This is a genomic window from Variovorax sp. Varisp41 (genome assembly GCF_047325085.1).
In the GTDB taxonomy this organism is placed as follows: Bacteria; Pseudomonadota; Gammaproteobacteria; order Burkholderiales; family Burkholderiaceae_C; genus Variovorax.
On the sequence record NZ_CP168540.1, the window covers coordinates 4,065,347 to 4,088,401 of the forward strand.

21 protein-coding genes are annotated in these 23,055 nt (G+C 68.0%); 8 read left to right on the top strand and 13 right to left on the bottom strand.

Going from position 1 to position 23,055, the window contains the following annotated elements; genetic code table 11:
* Positions 1–64 precede the first annotated feature (64 nt).
* From ACEN9J_RS18780 to ACEN9J_RS18825, 10 genes are all read right to left on the bottom strand, one after another.
* Positions 65–322 (bottom strand): hypothetical protein, encoded by a 258-nt coding sequence (locus ACEN9J_RS18780; protein ID WP_057597808.1) that lies wholly within the window; start codon positions 320–322, stop codon positions 65–67.
* Positions 323–333: 11 nt separating this feature from the next.
* Entirely contained in the window at positions 334–1,098 is a 765-nt protein-coding gene (locus ACEN9J_RS18785) for an SDR family NAD(P)-dependent oxidoreductase (RefSeq protein ID WP_057597807.1), read from the bottom strand.
* 60 nt (positions 1,099–1,158) lie between these two features.
* A complete protein-coding gene (locus ACEN9J_RS18790) occupies positions 1,159–2,628 on the bottom strand; it encodes a GDSL-type esterase/lipase family protein (RefSeq protein ID WP_413761745.1) in 1,470 nt (489 codons plus the stop codon).
* A 90-nt stretch (positions 2,629–2,718) separates the two neighbouring features.
* Positions 2,719–3,720 carry a branched-chain amino acid ABC transporter permease gene (locus ACEN9J_RS18795; protein ID WP_261215096.1) on the bottom strand — a complete coding sequence of 334 codons (1,002 nt, stop codon included), beginning with the start codon at positions 3,718–3,720 and terminating at the stop codon, positions 2,719–2,721.
* A gap of 10 nt (positions 3,721–3,730) precedes the next feature.
* A complete protein-coding gene (locus ACEN9J_RS18800; protein ID WP_057597932.1) occupies positions 3,731–4,606 on the bottom strand; it encodes a branched-chain amino acid ABC transporter permease in 876 nt (291 codons plus the stop codon).
* Between the two features lie 45 nt (positions 4,607–4,651).
* Complete coding sequence (locus ACEN9J_RS18805) at positions 4,652–5,857, bottom strand: ABC transporter substrate-binding protein (protein ID WP_413761746.1); 1,206 nt, start codon at positions 5,855–5,857, stop codon at positions 4,652–4,654.
* 33 nt (positions 5,858–5,890) lie between these two features.
* Positions 5,891–6,598 (bottom strand): ABC transporter ATP-binding protein, encoded by a 708-nt coding sequence (locus ACEN9J_RS18810; protein WP_413761747.1) that lies wholly within the window; start codon positions 6,596–6,598, stop codon positions 5,891–5,893.
* Positions 6,598–7,368: an ABC transporter ATP-binding protein gene (locus ACEN9J_RS18815; RefSeq protein ID WP_413761748.1), complete on the bottom strand. Its 771-nt coding sequence runs from the start codon at positions 7,366–7,368 to the stop codon at positions 6,598–6,600. The genes ACEN9J_RS18810 and ACEN9J_RS18815 overlap by 1 nt, the downstream gene beginning before the upstream one ends.
* A 46-nt stretch (positions 7,369–7,414) precedes the next feature.
* The gene (locus ACEN9J_RS18820) at positions 7,415–9,214 is read right to left on the bottom strand and encodes a tannase/feruloyl esterase family alpha/beta hydrolase (RefSeq protein ID WP_413761749.1); all 1,800 of its coding nucleotides are present in this window, start codon (positions 9,212–9,214) and stop codon (positions 7,415–7,417) included.
* Positions 9,215–9,314: 100 nt separating this feature from the next.
* The gene (locus ACEN9J_RS18825) at positions 9,315–10,247 is read right to left on the bottom strand and encodes a 3-hydroxyacyl-CoA dehydrogenase family protein (protein WP_082322037.1); all 933 of its coding nucleotides are present in this window, start codon (positions 10,245–10,247) and stop codon (positions 9,315–9,317) included.
* Positions 10,248–10,532: 285 nt separating this feature from the next.
* On the opposite strand from ACEN9J_RS18825, the gene ACEN9J_RS18830 reads away from it, so the two are divergent.
* Positions 10,533–11,966 carry a sigma-54 interaction domain-containing protein gene (locus tag ACEN9J_RS18830; protein WP_057597136.1) on the top strand — a complete coding sequence of 478 codons (1,434 nt, stop codon included), beginning with the start codon at positions 10,533–10,535 and terminating at the stop codon, positions 11,964–11,966.
* Positions 11,967–11,978: 12 nt separating this feature from the next.
* On the opposite strand, the gene ACEN9J_RS18835 is transcribed toward ACEN9J_RS18830, so the two are convergent.
* Together ACEN9J_RS18835 and ACEN9J_RS18840 are read right to left on the bottom strand one after the other, a co-directional pair.
* Entirely contained in the window at positions 11,979–12,449 is a 471-nt protein-coding gene (locus ACEN9J_RS18835; RefSeq protein WP_057597137.1) for a hypothetical protein, read from the bottom strand.
* Positions 12,446–13,234 carry a Crp/Fnr family transcriptional regulator gene (locus ACEN9J_RS18840; RefSeq protein WP_057597138.1) on the bottom strand — a complete coding sequence of 263 codons (789 nt, stop codon included), beginning with the start codon at positions 13,232–13,234 and terminating at the stop codon, positions 12,446–12,448. The genes ACEN9J_RS18835 and ACEN9J_RS18840 overlap by 4 nt, the downstream gene beginning before the upstream one ends.
* Before the next feature lie 85 nt (positions 13,235–13,319).
* On the opposite strand from ACEN9J_RS18840, the gene ACEN9J_RS18845 reads away from it, so the two are divergent.
* From ACEN9J_RS18845 to ACEN9J_RS18875, 7 genes are all read left to right on the top strand, one after another.
* Positions 13,320–15,293: an AMP-dependent synthetase/ligase gene (locus ACEN9J_RS18845; protein WP_261215420.1), complete on the top strand. Its 1,974-nt coding sequence runs from the start codon at positions 13,320–13,322 to the stop codon at positions 15,291–15,293.
* A 1-nt stretch (position 15,294) separates the two neighbouring features.
* Positions 15,295–16,077: an ABC transporter ATP-binding protein gene (locus ACEN9J_RS18850; protein WP_057597139.1), complete on the top strand. Its 783-nt coding sequence runs from the start codon at positions 15,295–15,297 to the stop codon at positions 16,075–16,077.
* Position 16,078: 1 nt separating this feature from the next.
* Positions 16,079–17,008, top strand: coding sequence for a branched-chain amino acid ABC transporter permease (locus tag ACEN9J_RS18855; RefSeq protein ID WP_093344126.1), 930 nt, complete (start codon positions 16,079–16,081; stop codon positions 17,006–17,008).
* A gap of 3 nt (positions 17,009–17,011) precedes the next feature.
* Positions 17,012–18,076 (top strand): branched-chain amino acid ABC transporter permease, encoded by a 1,065-nt coding sequence (locus ACEN9J_RS18860; RefSeq protein WP_057597141.1) that lies wholly within the window; start codon positions 17,012–17,014, stop codon positions 18,074–18,076.
* 65 nt (positions 18,077–18,141) lie between these two features.
* A complete protein-coding gene (locus ACEN9J_RS18865) occupies positions 18,142–19,473 on the top strand; it encodes an ABC transporter substrate-binding protein (RefSeq protein ID WP_057597142.1) in 1,332 nt (443 codons plus the stop codon).
* A gap of 148 nt (positions 19,474–19,621) precedes the next feature.
* The gene (locus ACEN9J_RS18870; protein WP_413761750.1) at positions 19,622–20,434 is read left to right on the top strand and encodes an ABC transporter ATP-binding protein; all 813 of its coding nucleotides are present in this window, start codon (positions 19,622–19,624) and stop codon (positions 20,432–20,434) included.
* Positions 20,435–20,768: 334 nt separating this feature from the next.
* The gene (locus tag ACEN9J_RS18875; RefSeq protein ID WP_057597144.1) at positions 20,769–22,016 is read left to right on the top strand and encodes a phenylacetate--CoA ligase family protein; all 1,248 of its coding nucleotides are present in this window, start codon (positions 20,769–20,771) and stop codon (positions 22,014–22,016) included.
* Here ACEN9J_RS18875 and ACEN9J_RS18880 read toward each other — a convergent pair.
* Positions 22,007–23,044 carry a hypothetical protein gene (locus ACEN9J_RS18880; RefSeq protein ID WP_413761751.1) on the bottom strand — a complete coding sequence of 346 codons (1,038 nt, stop codon included), beginning with the start codon at positions 23,042–23,044 and terminating at the stop codon, positions 22,007–22,009. The two genes, ACEN9J_RS18875 and ACEN9J_RS18880, sit on opposite strands and share 10 nt — an antisense overlap.
* Positions 23,045–23,055: the final 11 nt, after the last annotated feature.

The following is a 23,055-nucleotide window of genomic DNA, read 5'->3' on the forward strand; positions in this document are numbered from 1 at the left end:
ACTAGGAAAGCAAACCGACGCGGACTTATCCGCCCGGTTACGTTCTCGTCATCCGGAGCCCGTCTCAGTCCGGCACGAACTTGCGGTTGAACACCGCCACGTCCGACTCGAGCTCGAAGGCCGCGAGCTGGCCCATCTTGCCGTCGCTCGCGCGGCAGGCCGCGAACAGGCTGTAGCGGCCCTGGAAACCGAATTCGTCCATCACGATCAGCGCGTACGGGTACGGCACGAAGACCTGGTGCGTGAAGACGACGCGGTGCCGGTTGCGCGGCGAGGGAAAGAGCTTGTACTCGCCGGTGTCGATGCCCTGGGCGGTGGCCATGGCGCGGGTGCTCAGTCCGGATCGCGCACGTCGGCCACCGGCTTGGCGCCGAAGTCCGCGCGCGCGAGGTACTTGAGCACCTTCGCGGCCGCGCTCGCGGGGCTGTCGAGCAGGCCCTCGCTCTTGAGCTTCTCGAAGCGCGTGCGGTCGGGGAAGTTCTCGGCCGAGGCGCCACGCAGTTGCACCTGCATGTCGGTGTCGATCACGCCGGGCGCCAGCGACACGATGCGCGCGCCGTTCGGCAGGTTCGCCTCCTCGAGCGCGACCGCGCGCGAGTAGTGGTCCATGCCGGCCTTGGCCGCGCAGTACGGTGCCTGGCTGCCCATCGCGTTGCGGCCCAGGCCCGAGGAGATGTTGAGCACCTTGCGCGCGCCGCGCCAGCCGCGCGTACCGCCGAGGAAGGCCGCCGTCAGCAGCAGTGGCGCTTCGAGCCCGATGCGCAGCGCCTGCGAGAGCTCGGCATCGACCGCGGCCGCGAGCGGCGCCGGATTGCCGACCGTGCCCGCGTTGTTGATCAGCGTGACGGCGTCGAAGCGCTGGGCGTCCTGCGCCGCCAGCCATTCGCGCAGGCGCGCGGCCGAGGCGACGGGATCGGACAGGTCCTGTTCCCATTGCACGAGTTCGACGCCGGCCGCCTTCGCCTGTTCGGCGAGCTCGGGGCTCTGGCGGCGCGAGATGCACAGCAGGACGTGGCCGGGCTGCAGCAGCTGTTCGGCCATGGCGCGGCCGAGGCCGCGCGATGCGCCGGTGATGAGGTAGAGGTGGGAGGTGGGCATGGGGCGATGATAGTCATCGCGCCGAGGAGACGCCGCCGCCCTCCTCCATGCCCGGTCCGTTCAGTTGGATGGCGGGAATTCGAGCCCGTTGCAAGGCGCGGCCGGCTTCTCCTTCTTTCCGTACAGGACGTCGTAGGCCAGGGTCCCCATCACGTCGAGACCGCGCGTGTTCAGGTGGATGGGACTGCTCGGCATGTAGCAATCGCTCGAGAGCGCGAGCGGCATGCTCGCGGGATTGCTCACCACCGCGGGGAAATCGATGACGCCATCGAAGTTTCCGGGTGTCTTGATCCATTCGTTGATCTTGAGCCACTTGCCGTAGTTGGTGGGGTCGTCGACAAAACCGGTCCTCCCCGCTTCCCCGATGCCGGGAATGTTCCCGATCGGCGTGTTGACGCCCCCATAGACCTTGATCTTCCTGGCGCGGGCCGTTTCAACGAAATACTTGTAGTGCTCGATGATCTGGTCCGGCGTCTTGCGCTGGTTGAGGTCGTTGTCGCCGGCCAGGATGACGATGTCGGTCGGATCGCGGGACAGCACGTCGCGCTCGAACCGGCTGCGCAAGGAGGGTCCGTTTTCGAAGCTGATCATGGCATTGCCACTGATGCCCGCATTGCCCACGCCGAGCAGTTCGCCATTGGAATTCGCCAGCTTCGACAAGACGGCGGGCCATGGCTCCTGAATGTCCTTGGCGCCGAATCCGGCCGTGATCGATTCGCTCATGGCAATCACGACCCGGGCTTGCGCGGGCGCGAGCACCTTGACCTCGCTGAGGCTGAAGGCCCCGTCGTAGGTCTGATAGTTCGGCGCCGCCGCCTTGATCGATGCTTCGCCCGAGACATCGCGCTTCCTCACCACGAAGTACCTGGGAAGCGGGACGGCACTTTCCATGTGCATGTCCGCATACTGGGTGCTCCCCTGGAAATGCAGGGTGATCAGCAGGTCGGAAAGCTTCGGCACGTTCATCGACACGGGATCGCTCAGCAGCTCCGTCCCCGCGGGAACCTCGGCCAGCGTCTTGCCGTTGAAGGTCAGGACCTTGCGCGTACCGAGGTCGATGGCCGTCGGGTCCGAGGCGTCGCCGTCATCGGGCAGCGCCACGCTGGCATGGTCGACGCGCATGGTGGCGGTGCCGAAGACATTGGACAGCCGGATCCGGACGCCCTCGCCGCCCACGCTCGTCCGGATGCGCATCCGGACCGTGTCGGAGTTTTCGTTCTGCGGGATGTTGCGGTACAGCGCGACCTGCCAGGTCGTGGCCCATTTGGTCTTCTTTTCGGGAGGAGCCACTTCCGTTGGCACCGACGGCTCGACCGGCGGCGCGGGCACGACCGCGGGTGGAGGCGGGCCCGAGGACCCGGCCGCGTTGGCGGCGACGACCGCCGCGATCGCCGCGGCATTCGCATTGTCGTTGCCGCCTCCACCACCACAGGCTGCCAGGGCCCCGACGACCACCGTCGCCCAGGCCGTGCGCCATACCGTCTTGAACAGGGCCTGGCCCACGAACAACGTTTCGAACTTTCTTTTCATGTTGCCTCCTTGAGTTGCTGACTTTCCGGGTTGGGTTTGCGCTCTACATCGACACCTCGCTGGTCGTGAAAAAAGGGAGAGGGACCGCGGCTACCTGCCGCGCTTGCGGCCCTCGGCGAGGCGCTCGATCAGGCTGTTCAGTTCGCCCATGATTCCCTTGCGGAAGGCGAGCACGCAGATCACGAAGATCAGGCCCGTGACCATGGTCACCGACTCGCCCAGCGTGTTGAACCAGTCGATGGTGGTGATGCGCGCGAGCAGGTTGCCCAGCTCGCCGATCTTGTTCTCCAGCAGCACCACCACGGCCGAGCCCACCAGCGGGCCCGACAAGGTGCCCAGCCCGCCCACCAGCGTCATCAGGATCACCTGGCCCGACGCGGTCCAGTGCACATCCGACAGGGTCGCGAAGCCCAGCACCAGCGTCTTGAGCGAACCCGCCAGCCCCGACAGCGCCGCCGAGATCACGAAGGCCAGCAGCTTGAAGCGCGCCACGTCGTAGCCCAGCGACAGCGCGCGCGGCTCGTTCTCCTTGATGCCCTTCAACACCTGCCCGAACGGCGAGTGGATGGTGCGCACGATCAGCAGGAAGGCGGCCGCCACGATCGCCAGCGCGACGTAGTACATCGTGAGGTCGTTGCTCAGGTCGATGAGGCCGAACAGCTTGCCGCGCGGCACGCCCTGCAGGCCGTCCTCGCCGCCCGTGAACCTGGCCTGCAGCGCGACGAAGAACATCATCTGCGCCAAGGCCAGCGTGATCATCGCGAAGTAGATGCCCTGGCGGCGGATGGCCAGCACGCCGAACAGCCAGCCCAGCAGCGCGCCCACCAGCGTGCCCGCGATCAGGCCCAGCTCGGGCGTGAGGCCCCAGACCTTGATCGCATGGCCGGCCACGTAGGCCGAGCCGCCGAGGAAGGCCGCATGGCCGAAGGACAGCAGCCCGGTGAAGCCCAGTAGCAGGTTGAAGGCCGAGGCGAACAGCGCGAAGCACAGCAGCTTCATCACGAACACCGGGTAGGCGCCGAAGAACGGCGCCAGCACCAGCGCGACGAGCAGCAGGCCGTAGACGACGGTGGAGATCTTTTTCATGTTCATGCGCCCGCTCTCACTTCTCTTTGCCGAACAGGCCGGCAGGACGCACCAGCAGCACGATGACCATGATCACGAACACGACGGTGGACGAGGCCTCGGGATAGAAGACCTTGGTGAAGCCCTCGATCACGCCCAGCCCCAGCCCGGTGAGGATGGCGCCCATGATCGAGCCCATGCCGCCGATCACGACGACGGCGAACACGACGATGATCAGGTTCTGGCCCATCAGCGGCGAGACCTGGATCACCGGCGCGGCCAGCACGCCCGCGAAGGCGGCGAGGCCCGCGCCGAAGGCATAGGTCAGCGTGATCATCAGCGGCACGTTGACGCCGAAGGCCTCCACGAGCCGCGGGTTCTCGGTGCCCGCGCGCAGGTAGGCGCCGATGCGGGTCTTCTCGATCACGAACCAGGTGGCGATGCACACGACCAGCGAGGCCACGACCACCCAGGCACGGTAGTTGGGCAGCACCATGAAGCCCAGGTCGGTGGCGCTCGACAGCGCCTCGGGCGCGTCGTAAGCCAGGCCCGAGACGCCGTAGATGGAGCGGAACACGCCCTCGATGAGCAGCGTGAGGCCCAGCGTGAGCAGCAGGCCGTAGAGATGGTCGAGCTTGTAGATCCAGCGCAGCAGCAGCCGCTCGATCACCACCCCGAACAGGCCGATGACGATGGGCGCGGCGATCAGCATCACCCAGTAGTTGATGCCGAAATATTCCATCGCCATCCAGGTGAGCACCGCGCCGAGCATGAACAGCGCGCCGTGCGCGAAGTTGATGACGTTGAGCAGGCCGAAGATGACGGCCAGCCCGAGGCTCAGGATGGCATAGAAGGAGCCGTTGACCAGCCCCAGGAGGAGCTGGCTCAACAGGGCGGGAAGGGAAATGGTCATAGGGGATTCAGCAAGCGCGGGCCCGCGCGGGCCCGCAGGGGTCGATCACTTCCAGAGCGCGCACTTGCTCTCGGCCTTGGTCGTGAAGACCTGGTCGCCCGGCAGCGTCTTGAGCACCTTCAGGTAGTCCCAGGGCTTCTTCGACTCGGCCGGCGACTTCGCCTCCACCAGGTACATGTCGTGGATGAAGCTGCCGTCGGCGCGGATCTGGCCCTTGCCGTAGAAGTCGTCGATCTTCATGCTCCTGAGCTGCGCCATCACCTTGTCGGCGTCGGTGGTCTTCGCAGCGGCCACCGCCTTCAGATAGGTGGTGGTGGCTGAGTAGTCGGCGGCCTGCACGTCGGTCGGCATGCGCCTGGTCTTCTCGAAGAAGCGGTTGGCGAACTTGCGCGTGTCGTCGTTCAGGTCCCAGTACCAGCTCGTGGTGTGCAGCAGGCCCTCGGTGTTCTTCAGGCCCAGGCTGTGGATGTCGGTGAGGAACACCAGCAGGCCGGCGGTCTTCATGGTCTTGTTGATGCCGAACTCCCTGGCGGCCTTGATCGAATTGATGGTGTCGCCGCCGGCATTGGCCAGGCCCAGGATCTGTGCCTTGGAGTTCTGCGCCTGCAGCAGGAAGGACGAGAAGTCGGAGGCGTTGAGCGGATGCTTGACGCCACCGACCACCGTGCCGCCCTTCTCCTTGATCACCGTGGTGGTGTCGGCCTCGAGCGCGGCGCCGAAGGCGTAGTCGGCGGTCAGGAAGAACCAGCTCTTGCCGCCGCGGTCGACCACCGCCGCGCCCGTGCCCTTGGCCAGCGCGACCGTGTCGTAGGCGTAGTGCACGGTGTAGGGGCTGCACTGTTCGTTGGTGAGCGCGGAAGACGCGGCGCCGTTGTTGAAGTGCACGCGCTTCTTCTCGGTCGCCACCTTCGCGGTCGCGAGCGCGGTGCCGGAGTTGGTGCCGCTGAACACCATGCTCAGGCCCTGCGTGTCGATCCATTCGCGCGCCTTCGACGCGGCGATGTCGGCCTTGTTCTGGTGGTCGGCGGTCAGCAGCTCGATCGGCAGGCCATTGACCTTGCCGCCGAAGTCGTCGATCGCCATCTGGATCGCCGTCGCGCCGTTCTTGCCTTCGAGGTCGGCGTAGAGGCCGGACATGTCGGTGATGAAGCCGATCTTGACCTTCTCCTGCGCCTGTGCCGCGCTGGCCGCGCCGAGCGCCAGGATGCCGAGGCCGATGGCGGTGGCGATGAATGGGTTGCGTTGTTTCATGGGATTGCCTCCTTGGTGGATGAATGGGGATCGCTAAACACCGAGCAGTTCGGTGAGCACGGGCATCCGGGCTTCGAGCTCGGCCGCGCCGAACTTCAGGGCGATGCGGCCATGCTCCATCACGTAGAAGCGATCGGCCAGCGGCGCCGCGAAGCGGAAGTTCTGCTCCACCATCACGATGGTGTAGCCCTTGGAACGCAAGGTCGTGATCATTCGCGCGAGCGCCTGCACGATCACCGGCGCCAGGCCTTCGGAGATCTCGTCGAGCAACAGCAGCTTGGCGCCCGTGCGCAGGATGCGCGCCACCGCCAGCATCTGCTGCTCGCCACCCGACAGCCGCGTGCCCTGGCTGTGGCGGCGCTCCGCCAGGTTCGGGAACATCGCGTAGATCTCGTCGACCGACATGCCCTGCCCCGCGCCCTTGAGCTCCGGCGGCAGCATCAGGTTCTCTTCGCACGACAGGCTCGCGAAGATGCCGCGCTCCTCGGGGCAGTAGCCGATGCCCAGGTGCGCGATGCGGTGCGTGGGCATCGCGATCGTCTCCCGGCCATTGACCTCTATGCTGCCCTTGCGCGCGCCGGTCAGGCCCATGATCGCGCGCAGCGTGGTCGTGCGGCCCGCGCCGTTGCGGCCCAGCAAGGTGACGACCTCGCCCGGCTGCACGATCATGTCGACGCCATGCAGCACATGCGATTCGCCGTACCAGGCTTGCAGGCCCTTGATCTCGAGTGCGGCGGTCATCAGTGGCCTCCCTGCAGTTGGCCGTCGGTGGTGCCCATGTAGGCCTCCATGACCTGCGGGTTCTTCGAGACTTCGGCGTAGGGGCCTTCGGCCAGCACGGCGCCGCGCTGCAGCACGGTGATGGTGTCGGCGATGGTCGAGACCACGCTCATGTTGTGCTCGACCATCAGGATGGTGCGGCCCGCCGACACGCGCTTGATCAGCTCGGCCACGCGGTGCACGTCCTCATGGCCCATGCCCTGCGTGGGTTCGTCCAGCAGCATGAGCTCGGGCTCCATCGCGAGCGTGGTCGCGATCTCGAGCGCGCGCTTGCGGCCGTAGGGCAGGTTCACGGTCTGCTCTTCGGCGAGTTCTTCGAGGCCCACCTCGGCGAGCAGCTCGCGCGCCCGGGCGTTCAAGGGCTCGAGCGACTTCTCGCTCTTCCAGAAGTGGTACGAGGTGCCCAGGCGGCGCTGCAGCCCCAGGCGCACGTTCTCCAGCAGCGTGAGGTGCGGGAACACGGCCGAGATCTGGAACGAGCGGATGATGCCGCGCCGCGCGATCTGCGCGGGGCGTTCGCCCGTGATGTCCTGGCCGTTGAAGAGGATCGTGCCGCTGGTGGGTTCGAGGAACTTCGTGAGCAGGTTGAAGCAGGTCGTCTTGCCCGCGCCATTGGGTCCGATCAGCGCGTGGATCGAGCCGCGCACCACCGACAGGTCGACCTTGCTGACCGCGGTGAAACCCTTGAATTCCTTGGTGAGCTGGCGTGTTTCGAGAATGCAGCCGCTCATCGACGGACCTCTTTCGATGCGATGGGTTCTTTCATGCGCGAGGCCCTCATTCGTCGACGCACGAGAAGCTCGCCGCCAGGTCGAGGTCGCCGCGGCCGTTGTACTTGGGCCATGCGGGGTAGTCGCAAAGCGGTCGGGTACGGCCCGGAACGCCTTGGGTATCGGCCACCGTCTGCGCGCTCGGTGCCGTGCCTTGCTCCACCCAGTTCTCGAGCGCGGCCAGCGAATCCCAGCTGGCGTTGAAGACCAGGCTTCTTCCATGCCCGTAGCCCGGGATCTGGTAGTAGCGCATGAAGCTCTTCACGCGCTCGGCGCCCATGGTGGCGCGCACCCGGTTGAAGTACTGGTCGGTCGCGCGCGGGGTCACCAACGGGTCGGCCGTGCCGTGCGCCATCAGCAGCTTGCCGCCATGCGCGGCGAACGCGGACAGGTCGGCCTGGTTGATGTCCTGCAGCCGCGTGAGCTCCGCGATCCGCGCCTGCCACGGGCCGGGATTCTCGGGATCGAGCGTCAGCGAATCGAAGCCCGGGTCCTTCGTGACGAAGAAGCGCACCCACTGGTCCCAGAATCCCGAGAGGTACGGCGCCCTTTCGGGCATCGGGAAGGCAGGGGCGCTCCCGCCGAGGCCCAGGTACGCGAGGAGCATCTGGGTCTCGTCGGCCTTGGTGCCCGTGCCGGGCCGGCCGAACTCGGCGCCCCAGACGTTGAAGCCCGGATACTGGTTCTCGCCGCTGCCCAGCGGATAGTTGAAGATCGCCGGCGTGTCGATCACCTTGAAGGCGGCGATCTGCGCGTCCGACAGGCAGTCGTCCGCGGTATCGGCGCCGCCGGGGCAGCGCAGCGGCCGGCCATCGAGCAGGGCCGTCGCGGGATCGAAGCGTCGGTTGCAGGCGTTCTGGTTGCCGATCACCCCGTCCTTCGCGCCATCGAGGGCGTCGCATGCCTGCATCGACGCATCGAACAGCGCCGCGCGCTTCGCGAGGCTCGGATAGGCGCCCGGCTTGGCCAGCGCACGCGTGATGCGACCGAACTGCAGATCGAGACCGGCCGCGTTGAAGGCCGGATAGAAGGCGATGGCACCGTCGAAATCGGTCGGCCATTTCTGCACCACCGCCAGCGCCTCGCGACCGCCCGACGAACCGCCCAAGAAGTAGCTGCGTTCCGGCTCCCGCGCATAGCGCTGGCGGATCAGGAAGACGGCCGCATCGCGCGTCTTCTTCAAGGCCTCGAACGAGAAGTTGCGCAAGGCCTCTTCATTGAGCGCGAAGGCACCCGGGTTCTTCGAATCGGTGGCCGCGTCGTGGCCCGAGTCGCTCGCGAAGATCGCATAGCCGCGGCCGATCGGGTCGGGAACATCGACCGGCCCAGCGGAGAAATTGCCACCGACGCCGGGAATGGTGCCGTCGTAGCCGCCACCGCCGTACATCATCGCCTTGCGGTTCCATTCGGTGGGCAGCAGCAGGGTCATCCTGATCGGCGGCGCGGCGGGATCGACCGGCGCGATCTCGGCGCTGAGCTTGCAGTGCTCGCCGTAGTTCTTCGGCGCCTTGCCGCCCGCGGGCACCAGCGTGGCCGCCGTCACCTTGGCGCCGCCGGTGGCGAGCGCGATCGCCGATGCGGGCACGGACAGCCTGGCCATCTGCTCGCAACCCAGCGGTGTCGCCTCAACGGACGGCGGCGGTGCCGCCGGCGTCTGCGGCCCGGGCGCGCCCGGAACGATGGCGCCGAGGGTCACGCCGCTGCTTCCGCCGCCACAGGCGCCCAGCAAGGCCGCGGCGGCGAGGGCCAGCACCCACGGCATGGCTGGAGCGGCGCGCCGCGAGGGGGTCGATGTGCTTCGGTGCATGCTTGTCTCTCTTTGTGATGAATTCGAAAAGTCGCCACGCGGGCGCGGCGGGAAACACCTCGCATTGCCGCGCTGGCGGCGCGGGCCGGACCGGCGGCGGTCAGTGCGGCGAGCGCATGTCCGTCAACATGCGCAGCCTTCGCTCCCGCACCGACTGCCAGTGCGCATCCGTCCACTCGTAGAAGCCCTGGCCCACCGCCGCGCCCCAATGGCCGGTCGCGACCATGGCCTTCAACAGTTGCAGCCCCGAGGCGTCGCTCTCGAGTTCGGGCATCAGGTGGCCCGCGATGTCGAGGAAGGTGCACAGGCCGCCGAGGTCGGCCGTCTCGAAGGGGCCGAACGATGCGTAGCGGCGTCCGATGCAGGAGCGGACGACGGTATCGACGGTGGCCGCATCGGCGACACCGCTTTGCACCAGGTGCAGCGCCTCGCGCAGCACCGCGAACTGGATGCGGTTGCCGATGAAGCCGGGCGCGGCCCGGCTCAGCAGCACCGCCTCGAAGCCGGCATGCTCGAGCCGCTCGCGCACGGCCGCGCTGGCATCGGGGGCCGTCGCGGTCGCCGGCACGAGCTCGACGAAGGGGATGACATGCGGGGGATTCCAGAAGTGCGCGACCAGGAAGCGCTCGGGATGCTGCATGCGCTCGCACAGGACGTCGGGCATGAAGCCGCTGGTGTTGCTCGCGATCAGCGCATAGGAAGGCAGGAGCGCCTCGAGCTCCGCATAGAGCGCATGCTTGACCTCGAGCCGCTCGACGACCGCCTCGAAGACCAGCGTGGCATCGGCCATCGCCGCGAGCGTCGCGACCACGCGGATCCGCGCCAGCGCCGCGTCGCGCCCGGCCTCGCTGATGCGGCCCGCGGCGATCAATTCCTCGAAGATCTTTTCGGCCAGCGCGGGCAGTTCGCCGCGCCGCGCATCGCTGAGATCGAACACGTCGACGTCTTCACCGGCAAGCGCCAGGCAGGTGGCGATGCCCACGCCCATGAGCCCTGCGCCCACCACGGCCACGCGTCGATTCTTTCCATGCATGCAGCTTGTCTCCCGGCATCGCTTGGCACCGAGATCGTTCGGTGCCTTGCGCTGGTTTTTGCAGAAAGCGTGCCCGGACACTGCGCCCCTCGCCGAGGGACGCGCTTTTCACTCGGGCGCTTCGTACAAACCCGCATGCGGCACGCCCGCGGAATACCGTGCGAGCAATGTCCAATAGTGTTCAAGCCACTGCACACAACGTCCAACAACTGGACAGCGATTCGGAGCCACTACAGTCGTTGCGCGCGCGGTGGGCATTCGCACCGCGAACCAAGGGAGTCAGCCATGCTGCAGATCAAGGGAGACCAGGCCTTCGACCTGGCGAGCATCCGGGGCCAGGCCCTGCAGTCCTTCTTCGAGCTCTTCGGCCAGCTCGCCGAGGGCGCCTTCGTGGTCGACCGCGACAGCAAGGTCATCTGGGCCAATGCGCGCTACCTGGCCTTCATCGGCCTGGAGCCCGACCGGCCGGTGGTCGGCCAGCACATCTCGACGGTGGTGCCTACCACCCGCATGCCCGAGGTGGTCGAGACCGGCCGCTCGATCCCGTTCGACGTGATCGAGGTCAACAACCGCTGGGCCGTGGTGTCGCGCTTTCCGATCAAGAACGACGAACAGGAAGTCATCGGCGGCTTCTGCTTCGTGCTGTTCGACGAGATCGATCCGCTGCGGCCGATGCTCGCGCGCATCCAGCAGCTGCAGAGCGAGCTCGAGCGCACGCGCTCGAAGCTCAACCAGCTGCGCCGCACGAAGTACGAGTTCAGCCACTTCGTCGGCTCGAGCCCGCAAGCCGCGCAGGTGCGGCGCAGCGCGCGGCAGGTGGCGGCCACCGACTCGACGGTGCTGCTGCTCGGCGAGACCGGCACGGGCAAGGAGATGGTCGCGCAGGGCATCCATGCGGCCTCGCGGCGCGCGCGGCAGAACTTCATCGGCGTCAACGTGGCGGCCATTCCCGAGGAACTGATGGAGGCCGAGTTCTTCGGCTCCGCGCCGGGCGCCTACACCGGCGCCCATCCCAAGGGCCGCACCGGCAAGATGATGCTGGCCGACAAGGGCACCTTGTTCCTCGACGAGATCGGCGACATGCCGATGCGCATCCAGGTCAAGCTGCTGCGCGCGCTGCAGGAGCGCGAGATCGAGCCGATCGGCGGCAACACCGTGATCCCGCTCGACCTGCGCGTGATCGCGGCCACCAGCCGCGACCTCCGGCAACTGGTCGAGACCGGCCAGTTCCGCGCCGACCTCTACTACCGCCTGAGCGTGGTGCCGATCCAGATCCCGCCGCTGCGCGAGCGGCTCGAGGACCTGCCCGAGCTGGTCGACCTGCTGCTGGCCGAGCTCTGCGCCACGCTCGGCATGCGCGAGAAGGACGTCGCGCCCGACGCGCTGGCGCGGCTCGCGCGCTTCGGCTGGCCCGGCAACGTGCGCGAGCTGCGCAACGTGCTCGAACGCGCCTGCGTGGTGTCTGGCGATGCCTCGGAGCTGCGCGCCGAGCACATGCTGCTCAACGACGGCGCGCGGCCGGCCGCGGTTGCTGCGTCGACCGCGACGGTGGCCCCGGCGCGCCACGACCTGCACGCCGCCGTGAACGAGACCGAGCAGAAGGCCTTGCTCCATGCGCTGCAGGAGACCAGGGGCAACAAGCTGCTCGCGGCCCGCCTGCTCGGCATCAGCCGCTCGACGCTCTACAACAAGCTCAAGCAGATGGCGCTCGAGCGCTAGCGACCCGCGCGTTCAACCGCCGCGGAACTGCCCGCGCAGGAAGTTGCGGTGCCGCGCGATGTGCCCCATCTGCGCGGGCGCGATCGTGCCGCCCAGGTCGTTCTCGTCCGCGCCGTTGAGCACCGCGTTCGCATGCGCGAGCGCGCGCGCCACGATCTCCTGTTCGCTCACGCCGAGCTGCGCGCCCAGGTCCAGCGCCACGCGCCGCATCGCGCGCTGCGACAGCATCCACATCGCGCCGAAGCGATCCCACGCGAGCGCGGACTCGCCGGCCTTCTCGTGCTCGGCGAGGATGTCCTTGAGCGGCTTGGCGAGCAGCGCGTCCATCGCCTCGAGCCGCTCGCTCAGCGCGGCATTGCGCTCGGCCAGCTGCTCGGGCGTGGGGCCCGGCTCCTCGGCCTTGGGCGCGGGCGGCGGCGGTGGCACGAAGCCGGCCACGTCGGCATCGGCGGGAACGATCTGGAGTTGGTCTTGCAGGCTCATGATTTCTTTCCGTGGCCGGTGTCTGTCGAGGAAGCCTTGCGGCTCGTCATCGCCGTCGCGCGCAGCCCGGGCAGGTCGAGCACGCGCAGGCCGCCGTACTCGACGCGGATCAGGCCCTGCGCCGACAGCCCGTTGAGCGCCTCGTTCACGCGCTGGCGCGACAGGCCCACGAGGTAGGCCAGTTCCTGCTGCGTGATGCGCAGCACCTCGCCCACGCCCGGATAGAGCACCGGGTTGAACAGCGAGACCAGGTTGCGCGCCACGCGCGCGTCGGGGTTGTTGAGGCGATCGATCTCGAGCGCGGCGATGAACTGGCCCAGGCGCTCGTTGAGCTGGTTCATCACGAAGCGGTTGAAGCCGATCGAATGGTCGAGCAGCCAGTGGAAGCTCTCGATCGGCAGGCCCGCGACGAGGCTGCGCCGCAGCGCCTGGATGTTGTAGCGGTAGGGTTCGCGCTTCATCACCGTGCCCTCGCCGAACCAGCCGCCGGGCGGCACGCCGGTGTAGGTGACCGAGCCGCCGTCGGCGTTGTCGTTGCTCATCTTGAGCAGGCCCTCGACCACGCCGAACCAGTAGGTGGGCGAACGCCCCACGCGGCACACGAGATCGCCGACCTCGGCCTCGCCGACCACCAGCGCGGCCTCGGCGCGGCGGCGCTCGGGCGCGGTGAGCGTGAGCAGCCAGGGGATGCCCTCGAGCTCGGCCGCGTTGGGCGGACGCACGCGGTCCTTGATCGAACTGCCCGCGGCGAGGGGGAGGTTGAGCGAGGGGCTGCCGTTCGGCATCGGGAAACTCCGGGGAGTAGTGTCCCTAGGATTGTCGTTGGAACGACAACTCGACGTCAAAGTGCGGCCCTACGATCCGCGCACCGTGCAAACAAACGCCCTCACCTTTCCCCGCCTGCTGCTTGCGCATGCGCAAGCGCAGCCCGAGTCGCCCGCGGTGCGGGAGAAGGACCTCGGCATCTGGCAGACCTGGACCTGGCGCGCCGTGGCGCAGGAAGTGCGCGAGATCGCGTGCGGCCTCGCGAGCCTGGGCTTCCAATCCTTCGACAACCTCGCGATCGTCGGCGCCAACCGTCCGCACCTCTACATGGCGGTGGTCGCGGCACAGAGCCTGCGCGGCGTGCCGGTGCCGCTGTACCAGGACGCGGTGGCCAACGAGATGGTGTTCATGCTCGACGACGCGGCCATCGACTTCGTGGTGGTCGAGGACCAGGAGCAGGTCGACAAGCTGCTCGAGTGCCGCGACCTGCAGGCCGAGCGCGTGGCACGCGGCGAGGGCCGCCAGGGCATCCGCCACATCGTCTACGACGACCCGAAGGGCCTGCGCCACTACGACCAGCCCGGCCTGATCAGCTACGACCGGCTGCGCGAACTCGGCCGCGCCTATGACCAGGCGCACCCCGGCGTGTTCGACGCCGCGGTGGCCAGCGGCGAGGCCACCGACGTGGGCGTGATCCTCTACACCTCGGGCACCACCGGCCGCCCCAAGGGCGTGTGCCAGACGCATGCGAGCTTCATCGCGGCGGGCCGCGGCGGCGTGGAGACCGACAGGCTCGGCCCCGGCGACAACATCATGAGCTACCTGCCGATGGCCTGGGTCGGCGACCACCTGTTCTCGGTGGCGCAGTGGCTGGTGGGCGGCTTCACGCTCAACTGCCCCGAGTCGGCCGCCACGGTGATGAACGACATGCGCGAGATCGGCCCGAGCTACTACTTCGGTCCGCCGCGCACCTTCGAGGGCCTGCTCACCGCCGTCTCGATCCGCATGGAGGACGCGGCCGCTCCGAAGCGCTGGCTCTATGCGAAGTTCATGGCGCTCGCGCAGCGCGTGGGCGCCGACATCCTCAACGGCCAGCCCGTGGGCGCCGGCGACCGGCTGCTGTACGGCCTGGGCAACCTGCTGGTCTACGGCCCGCTGCGCAACGTGCTGGGCATGAGCCGCATCCGCGTGGCCTACACCGCGGGCGCGGCGATCGGGCCCGACCTGTTCCGCTTCTACCGCTCGATCGGCGTCAACCTCAAGCAGTTCTACGGCCAGACCGAGACCTGCGCCTATGTCTGCCTGCAGCAGGACGGCAAGGTCAAGCTGCAGACCGTGGGCACGGCCGCGCCGGGCATCGAACTCAAGATCGCCGACGACGGCGAGGTGCTGGTGCGCGGCGTCTCGGTGCTCAAGGAGTACTACAAGCGCCCCGACGCCACGGCCGAGGTGCTCGATGCGAACGGCTACTTCCACACCGGCGACGCCGGCGTGCTCGACAGCGAAGGGCACCTGCGGATCATCGACCGCGCCAAGGACGTGGGGCGGCTCGCGGGCGGCGCGATGTTCGCGCCCAACTACATCGAGAACAAGCTCAAGTTCTTCCCGCAGATCAAGGAAGCCGTGTGCTTCGGCCATGCGCGCGACGAGGTCAGCGCCTTCGTCAACATCGACTTCGAGGCCGTGGGCAACTGGGCCGAGCGCCGCGGCCTGGCCTACGGCGGCTACGTCGACCTGGCCGGCAAGCCCGAGGTGCTGGCGCTGATCGCCGAGTGCCTCGGCAAGGTCAATGCCGACCTGGCGGCGGAAGCCGGCATGGGCGAGACGCAGATCGCGCGCTTCCTGGTGCTGCACAAGGAGCTCGACCCCGACGACGACGAGCTGACCCGCACGCGCAAGGTGCGCCGCGGCTTCATCGCCGAGAAATACGCGGTGCTGGTCGAGGCGCTGTACGGCGGCAAGACCGAGCAGTTCATCGAGACCCAGGTGAAGTTCGAGGACGGCCGCACCGGCGCGGTGAGCGCGACCCTGAAGATCGTCGAGGCGAAGCGCTTCCCCGGCATGGCAAAGGCGGCCTGACATGGCAAGAAAAACCGGCGACGTCATCCTGGACGTGCAGAACATCTCCCTGAGCTTCGGCGGCGTGAAGGCGCTGACGGACATCAGCTTCAACGTGCGCGAGCACGAGGTGCGGGCCATCATCGGGCCCAACGGCGCGGGCAAGAGCTCGATGCTCAACTGCATCAACGGCGTGTACTGGCCCCAGCAGGGCTCGATCACCTTCCGCGGCCAGACCTTCAAGCACATGAACTCGCGCCAGGTGGCCGAGATGGGCGTGGCGCGCACCTTCCAGAACCTCGCGCTGTTCAAGGGCATGAGCGTGCTCGACAACATCATGACGGGGCGCAACCTCAAGATGAAGAGCGGCCTGCTCGCGCAGGCGCTGCGCTGGGGCCCGGCCGAGCGCGAGGAGCTCAAGCAGCGCGAGTTCGTCGAGCACATCATCGACTTCCTCGAGATCCAGGCGCACCGCAAGACGCCGGTGGGCCGCCTGCCCTACGGCCTGCAGAAGCGCGTGGACCTGGGCCGCGCGCTCGCGATGGAGCCGCAGGTGCTGCTGCTCGACGAGCCGATGGCCGGCATGAACGTGGAGGAGAAGCAGGACATGAGCCGCTTCATCCTCGACGTGAACGACGAGTTCGGCACCACCATCGTGCTGATCGAGCACGACATGGGTGTGGTGATGGACATCTCCGACCGCGTGGTGGTGCTCGACTACGGCAAGAAGATCGGCGACGGCACGCCCGACGAAGTGCGCAACAACGAAGACGTGATCCGGGCGTACCTGGGCGTGGAGCATTGATATGGGCTTTTTCCTAGAAACCCTCTTCGGCGGCCTGATGGTAGGCATGCTCTATTCGCTGATAGCGATCGGCTTCGTGCTGATCTACAAGGCCTCAGGCGTCTTCAACTTCGCGCAGGGCGCGATGGTGCTGTTCGCGGCGCTCGCGATGGCGCGCTTCGCCGAATGGATCCCGCAGTGGCTGGGCTTCCAGAGCCTGATCCTCGCGAACATCCTGGCCTTCATCGCGGCGATGGCGATCATGGTGGTGGTGGCCTGGCTGATCGAGCGGCTCGCGCTCAGCAAGCTGGTGAACCAGGAAGGCATCACGCTCTTGATGGCCACGCTGGGCATCGCCTACTTCCTCGACGGCCTGGGCCAGACGCTGTTCGGCAACGACATCTACAAGATCGACGTCGGCATGCCGAAGGAACCGCTGATGGTGCTCGAGAGCACCTTCCAGGGCGGCCTGCTGCTGAGCCAGGAGGACCTGATCGCGGCGCTGGTGGCGGCGGCGCTGGTGGTGGTGCTCGCGATCTTCTTCCAGAAGACCGCCACCGGCCGCGCGCTGCGCGCCGTGGCCGACGACCACCAGGCGGCGCAGTCGATCGGCATTCCGCTCAACCGCATCTGGGTGATCGTGTGGTCGGTGGCCGGCTTCTCGGCGCTGGTGGCCGGGATCATCTGGGGCTCCAAGCTCGGCGTGCAGTTCTCGCTCTCGCTGGTGGCGCTCAAGGCGCTGCCGGTGGTGATCCTCGGCGGCCTGACCTCGATCCCCGGCGCGATCATCGGCGGCCTTTTGATCGGCGTGGGCGAGAAGCTCTCGGAGATCTACCTCGGGCCGATGCTCGGCGGCGGCATCGAGATCTGGTTCGCCTATGTGCTGGCGCTCGTGTTCCTGCTGGTACGGCCGCAGGGGTTGTTCGGCGAGAAGATCATCGATCGGGTCTGAGACATGTTCTATAGAGAAAACGGCCAGTTCAAGTCGACCTACCGCGCCGACCAGCAGATCTTCCCGATCCTGCAGGACCGCGTGGCGATCCTCGCGCTGCTCGCGGTGGCCTTCATCGCGGTGCCGCTCGGCGTGTCGGACTACTGGATGCGCGCCATCCTCACGCCCTTCCTGATCCTGTCGCTCGCGGCCATCGGACTCAACGTGCTGGTGGGCTACTGCGGCCAGATTTCGCTGGGCACCGGCGCCTTCATGGCAGTGGGCGCCTACGCGGCCTACAACTTCCACGTGCGCATCGACGGCATGCCGCTGATCGCCTCGCTGCTGCTGGGCGGCCTGTGCGCCACGGTGATCGGCGTGCTGTTCGGCATTCCGAGCCTGCGCATCAAGGGGCTGTACCTCGCGGTGGCCACGCTGGCGGCGCAGTTCTTCACCGACTGGGCCTTCCTGCGCATCCAGTGGTTCACCAACAACTCGTCGTCGGGTTCGGTCAGCGTGGCGGGCCTCAACGTGTTCGGCATCCCGATCGAGTCGCCGGTGCAGAAGTACCTGTTCTGCCTGGCGCTGGTGGTGATCTTCGCGCTGCTCGCGAAGAACCTGGTGCGCAGCGCGATCGGCCGCGAATGGATGGCGATGCGCGACATGGACGTGGCGGCCGCGGTGATCGGCATCCGCCCGGTCTACGCCAAGCTCACGGCCTTCGCGGTCAGCAGCTTCATCGTCGGCGTGGCCGGCGCGCTGTGGGGCTTCGTGCACCTGGGGGCCTGGGAGCCGGCGGCCTTCAGCATCGATCGCTCGTTCCAGCTGCTGTTCATGGTGATCATCGGCGGCCTCGGCTCGATCATGGGCTGCTTCTTCGGCGCCGCCTTCATCGTGCTGCTGCCGCTGCTGCTGAACCAATTGCCGGGCTGGCTGGGCTTCTCGATCTCGACCGCGCTGGCCTCGCACCTCGAATACATGATCTTCGGCGCGCTCATCGTGTTCTTCCTGATCGTGGAACCGCACGGCCTCGCCCGGCTGTGGTCCACGGCCAAGGAGAAGCTGCGGCTGTGGCCCTTCCCCCATTGAGCTTTCCAGGCGTTTTTTCGGCGTTGACAACCCGGCACCGCGGTGCCCCCAAGAAGGAGACAGGCATGAAACTGAAATCGCTCGCTCTGACCGCCGCACTGGTGGCCGGCACCCTCGGCACCGCGCTGGCGCCCTCGCTCGCGCAGGCCCAGGCCAAGGAGCAGTTCTTCCCGCTGCTGGTCTATCGCACCGGCCCCTACGCGCCCAACGGCACGCCCTGGGCCAACGGCAAGCAGGACTACATCAAGCTGGTCAATGCGCAAGGCGGCATCAACGGCGTGAAGATCTCCTACGAAGAGTGCGAGACCGGCTACGCCACCGACAAGGGCGTGGAATGCTACGAGCGCCTCAAGGGCCGCCCGGGCGTCGCGCTGTTCGACCCGCAGGCCACCGGCATCACCTTCGCGCTGACCGACAAGGTGCTGACCGACAAGATCCCGCTGATCACGCTGGGCTACGGCCTCGCGGCCTCGCAGGACGGCGGCGTGTTCAAGTGGAACTTCCCGCTGATGGGCAGCTACTGGACCGCGGCCGACATCCTGATCCAGCACATCGGCAAGAAGGAAGGCGGCCTCGACAAGCTCAAGGGCAAGAAGATCGCGCTGGTCTATCACGACTCGCCGTTCGGCAAGGAACCGATCCCGCTGCTGCAGGAGCGCGCGAAGCAGAATGGCTTCGAGCTCTCGCTGATCCCCGTGACCGCGCCCGGCGTCGAGCAGAAGTCGGCCTGGCTGCAGGTGCGCCAGCAGCGTCCCGACTACGTGCTGCTGTGGGGCTGGGGCGTGATGAACTCCACCGCGCTCAAGGAAGCCGTGGCCACGGGCTACCCGCGCGAGAAGATGTACGGCGTGTGGTGGGCCGGCGCCGAGCCCGACGTGAAGGACGTGGGCGCGAATGCCAAGGGCTACAACGCGCTGGCGCTCAACACCTCGGGCACGCAGCCCAAGGTGATCCAGGACATCCTCAAGCAGGTGCACGAGAAGGGCCAGGGCACGGGTCCGAAGGACGAGGTGGGCTCGGTCCTCTACACGCGCGGCGTGATCATCCAGATGCTGTCGGTCGAGGCCGTGCGCCGCGCGCAGGAGCGCTTCGGCAAGGGCAAGGTCATGACCGGCGAGCAGGTGCGCTGGGGCTTCGAGAACCTCGCGCTCGACCAGAAGAAGCTCGACGCGCTGGGCTTCTCGGGCGTGATGCGTCCGGTGAGCACCTCGTGCCAGGACCACATCGGCTCGACCTGGGCACGCGTCCACACCTGGGATGGCGCGCAGTGGGGCGGCATGTCGGACTGGTACCAGGCCGACGAGCAGATCATCAAACCGATGGCGAAGGCTGCGGCCGACAAGTACGCCACCGAGAAGAAGCTGACGCGTCGCGACGCGGCCGACTGCCAGAGCTGACGCTCTGGCAAGTGCCACCGGTCGACGGCACTCTCCCTCTACCCCCTCCCGCCAGGCGGAAGGGGGCCTGCCTCCCCTGCGTGGGAGGCGGCATCCGCAAGCGCAGCGTCTCGTTCCACGTGCGCTTGCGGATGTCCGAAAGAACACCATGAGCCAACCCAACATCCTTCTCGACGTCAACGGCATCGAGGTCATCTACAACCACGTGATCCTGGTGCTCAAGGGCGTGTCGCTGACCGTGCCCGAGGGCGGGATCGTGGCGCTGCTGGGCGGCAACGGCGCGGGCAAGACGACGACGCTGCGCGCGGTGAGCAACCTGCTCGCGGGCGAGCGCGGCGCGGTCACCAAGGGCACGATCGAATTGCGCGGCGAGCGCATCGAGGCGCTGTCGCCGGCCGAGCTGGTCAAGCGCGGGCTGATCCAGGTGATGGAAGGCCGCCACTGCTTCGCGCACCTGACCATCGAGGAGAACCTGATGACGGGCGCCTACACGCGCACCGACGGCAAGGCCGCGGTGCAGCAGACGCTCGAGAAGGTCTATGCCTATTTCCCGCGCCTGAAGACGCGGCGCACCTCGCAGGCGGCCTACACCTCGGGCGGCGAGCAGCAGATGTGCGCGATCGGCCGCGCGCTGATGGCCAACCCGACGATGGTGCTGCTCGACGAGCCCTCGATGGGCCTGGCGCCGCAGATCGTGGAGGAGGTGTTCGAGATCGTGAAGGACCTCAACACCAAGGAACGCGTGACCTTCCTGCTGGCCGAGCAGAACACCAACATGGCGCTGCGCTACGCCGACTACGGCTACATCCTCGAGAACGGCCGCATCGTGATGGACGGCGCGGCGCAGAGCCTGCGCGAGAACGAGGACGTGAAGGAGTTCTACCTCGGCGTGGGTGGGGCGGATCGCAAGAGCTTCCGGGACGTGAAGAGCTACAAGCGGCGCAAGAGGTGGCTGGCTTGATGTGTTTGCCTACTGCTTGCGTGTGGGGACGGGCTCGCGCCGATGGGGTACTCCCCTCCGCGAATGTCCCCCGCCTTCGGCTCCTCCTTTATTTCGCTGCGGGGAGTACCCCATCGACGCGAGCCGGGACGCAATCGTTGTTGAACCGCCGGCACCACCGCAGCGCCCACGTGCACAGGGCAGTGGGTGCTTCCCGCAGCGAAATCAAGGAGGAGCCCGAAGGGCGGGGGACATTCGCGGAGGGAAGTACCCGCTGTCCTGTGCACGCGCCCCGGACGCCCCTCTCGAAGCAAGACAGCAGAAATCCGAATTGAACAGATTGAAGGGTACGGACATGACCGACCACTACGACGCACTAGAGATCCGCGACCCTGCCGAACGCGAACGCGACCTGCTGGCCGCGCTGCCCCGACAGATCACCCAGGCCCAGACCGCCGCGCCCGCCCTCTCGAAGATCCTCGACGGCATCAAGGCCGCCGACGTCACCACGCGCGAGGCCCTCGCGAAACTACCGGTCACGCGCAAGTCGGAACTGCTCGAACTGCAGAAGCAAGGCCGCGAGAACGACCCCTTCGGTGGCTTCTCGGCCATTGCGCGCGGCACCCGCATGCCGCGCGTGTTCGCGAGCCCCGGCACCATCTACGAACCCGAGGGCGAGGCGCGCGACTACTGGCGCACCGCGCGCGCGCTGCATGCCGCGGGCTTTCGCAGCGGCGAGCTGATCCACAACAGCTTCAGCTACCACATGACACCGGCCGGCTCCATCATGGAGAGCGGCGCGCGCGCCGTCGGCTGTACCGTGTTCGCGGGCGGCACCGGCCAGACCGAACAGCAGCTCGAGGCCATGGTCGACCTCAAGCCCGAAGGCTATGCCGGCACGCCGAGCTTCCTCAAGATCCTGCTCGAGAAGGCCGAGGAGAAGGGCCAGAAGCTGCCCTGGCTCACCAAGGCCCTGGTCTCGGGCGAGGCCTTCCCGCCGAGCCTGCACGACTGGATCGCCGCGCGCGGCGTGAAGGGCACCCAGTGCTATGCCACCGCCGACCTCGGCCTCATCGCCTACGAGACCAGCGCGCGCGAAGGCCTGGTGCTCGACGAGGGCGTGCTGGTCGAGATCGTGCGCCCCGGCACCGGCGACCCCGTGCCCGACGGCGAGGTCGGCGAGATCGTCGTGACCACCTTCAACCCCGACTATCCGCTGGTGCGCTTCGGCACCGGCGACCTCTCGGCCGTGCTCGCGGGCACCTGCCCCACGGGCCGCACGAACAAGCGCATCAAGGGCTGGCTCGGCCGCGCCGACCAGACCACCAAGGTGCGCGGCATGTTCGTGCATCCCTCGCAGGTGGCCGACATCGCGCGGCGCTTTCCCGAGATCCAGCGCGCGCGGCTCGTCGTGTCGGGCGAGATGGGCGACGACCAGATGAACTTCCGGCTCGAATGCGCGGGCGCGCCCGAAGGCCTGGTGGTGCGCATCGCGGAGGCCGTGCGCGAGGTGACCAAGCTGCGCGGCACCATCGAGCTGGTGGCGCCCGGCAGCCTGCCGAACGACGGCAAGGTGATCGAGGACGCGCGCAGCTACAAGTAGCGCCGGTACAACCGGCGCGTCATCGCGCGCGCCAGCAGCACCGTGAGCGCCGCGTAGAGCGCGATCAGCACGACCATGAAGCCGGCCATCGCGCCGATGCCCTGCAGCGCCTGGACCGCGCCCACCGCGAGCGCGAACCAGAGGAACGCGAAGGCGATGCAGCCCAGTTGCACCAGCACGAAGCTCAGCAGCGCGGCCGACACCGCGCGGAACGGCCGCACCGGCCACAGGCCCGGGCGCGTGCCCAGCCAGCCGCCCCAGACCGCGAGCGCGCAGGCCACGACCGGAGGCAGGGCCCAGGTCAACAGCAACGCCCAGGGCCCGCCGTCCTGCGAGGCGCCGGCCCAGCGCGCCGCCGCGAGCGCGCTCCAGACCTGCAGCGACGCGAACAACGCCCCCACCAGCAGCGCCACCGCCGCGCGCGGCGAGGCACCGGCCGGCACCGTCGAGACTTCATCGGGCGCGCGCGCATCGAGCGCCTCGGCCGCTGCCGAGCGGCTGCGGCGCAACGCGAAGCGCGCCGCGAGCCAGAGGCCCAGCACCAGCACCGCGAGCTGCACCAGCGACTGCAGCAGCGCCGCGAGTCCCAGGCTCAGGCGCGGCATCGCTCCGCCCAGCGCCTCGGCATAACGGCCGCCCGGCATGAACATCAGCTGCAGCTCGTAGAACAGCGGCGTGAGCGCGAGGTGGTTGAGCACCAGCACCAGCAGCCAGGCCCCGCCGAAACGCAGCCGCGCGCCGCCCGACAGCGCCACCCGCGGCACGCCCAGCCGCTCGAGCGCCTGGCGGCCATGGCTCCAGGCCAGGCCGCCGATCAGCGCCCACGACATCGCCGTGCTCGCGACCAGCAGGATCCACACGCCGGCCTGCGCGTAGGCGCGGCGGATCTGCGCCGCATCGTCGGTGCCCGGCAGCAGCAGCATCGCCATGTTGACCGCGAGCAGCACGGCATCGAGGCCGACCGCGATCAGCGCGAAGTCGCGCGGCAGGCGCAGCGCGCGGGCATGGGCGGGGTCGGCGGTCGTCATCGGTCGGTACG

Excerpts from the sequence above, each read along its gene's own strand:
- ACEN9J_RS18780 (WP_057597808.1), bottom strand. The coding sequence starts at position 322 with ATGGCCACCGCCCAGGGCATCGACACCGGCGAGTACAAGCTCTTTCCC.
- ACEN9J_RS18785 (WP_057597807.1), bottom strand. The coding sequence starts at position 1,098 with ATGCCCACCTCCCACCTCTACCTCATCACCGGCGCATCGCGCGGCCTC.
- ACEN9J_RS18790 (WP_413761745.1), bottom strand. The coding sequence starts at position 2,628 with ATGAAAAGAAAGTTCGAAACGTTGTTCGTGGGCCAGGCCCTGTTCAAG.
- ACEN9J_RS18795 (WP_261215096.1), bottom strand. The coding sequence starts at position 3,720 with ATGAACATGAAAAAGATCTCCACCGTCGTCTACGGCCTGCTGCTCGTC.
- ACEN9J_RS18800 (WP_057597932.1), bottom strand. The coding sequence starts at position 4,606 with ATGACCATTTCCCTTCCCGCCCTGTTGAGCCAGCTCCTCCTGGGGCTG.
- ACEN9J_RS18805 (WP_413761746.1), bottom strand. The coding sequence starts at position 5,857 with ATGAAACAACGCAACCCATTCATCGCCACCGCCATCGGCCTCGGCATC.
- ACEN9J_RS18810 (WP_413761747.1), bottom strand. The coding sequence starts at position 6,598 with ATGACCGCCGCACTCGAGATCAAGGGCCTGCAAGCCTGGTACGGCGAA.
- ACEN9J_RS18815 (WP_413761748.1), bottom strand. The coding sequence starts at position 7,368 with ATGAGCGGCTGCATTCTCGAAACACGCCAGCTCACCAAGGAATTCAAG.
- ACEN9J_RS18820 (WP_413761749.1), bottom strand. The coding sequence starts at position 9,214 with ATGCACCGAAGCACATCGACCCCCTCGCGGCGCGCCGCTCCAGCCATG.
- ACEN9J_RS18825 (WP_082322037.1), bottom strand. The coding sequence starts at position 10,247 with ATGCATGGAAAGAATCGACGCGTGGCCGTGGTGGGCGCAGGGCTCATG.
- ACEN9J_RS18830 (WP_057597136.1), top strand. The coding sequence starts at position 10,533 with ATGCTGCAGATCAAGGGAGACCAGGCCTTCGACCTGGCGAGCATCCGG.
- ACEN9J_RS18835 (WP_057597137.1), bottom strand. The coding sequence starts at position 12,449 with ATGAGCCTGCAAGACCAACTCCAGATCGTTCCCGCCGATGCCGACGTG.
- ACEN9J_RS18840 (WP_057597138.1), bottom strand. The coding sequence starts at position 13,234 with ATGCCGAACGGCAGCCCCTCGCTCAACCTCCCCCTCGCCGCGGGCAGT.
- ACEN9J_RS18850 (WP_057597139.1), top strand. The coding sequence starts at position 15,295 with ATGGCAAGAAAAACCGGCGACGTCATCCTGGACGTGCAGAACATCTCC.
- ACEN9J_RS18855 (WP_093344126.1), top strand. The coding sequence starts at position 16,079 with ATGGGCTTTTTCCTAGAAACCCTCTTCGGCGGCCTGATGGTAGGCATG.
- ACEN9J_RS18860 (WP_057597141.1), top strand. The coding sequence starts at position 17,012 with ATGTTCTATAGAGAAAACGGCCAGTTCAAGTCGACCTACCGCGCCGAC.
- ACEN9J_RS18865 (WP_057597142.1), top strand. The coding sequence starts at position 18,142 with ATGAAACTGAAATCGCTCGCTCTGACCGCCGCACTGGTGGCCGGCACC.
- ACEN9J_RS18870 (WP_413761750.1), top strand. The coding sequence starts at position 19,622 with ATGAGCCAACCCAACATCCTTCTCGACGTCAACGGCATCGAGGTCATC.
- ACEN9J_RS18875 (WP_057597144.1), top strand. The coding sequence starts at position 20,769 with ATGACCGACCACTACGACGCACTAGAGATCCGCGACCCTGCCGAACGC.
- ACEN9J_RS18880 (WP_413761751.1), bottom strand. The coding sequence starts at position 23,044 with ATGACGACCGCCGACCCCGCCCATGCCCGCGCGCTGCGCCTGCCGCGC.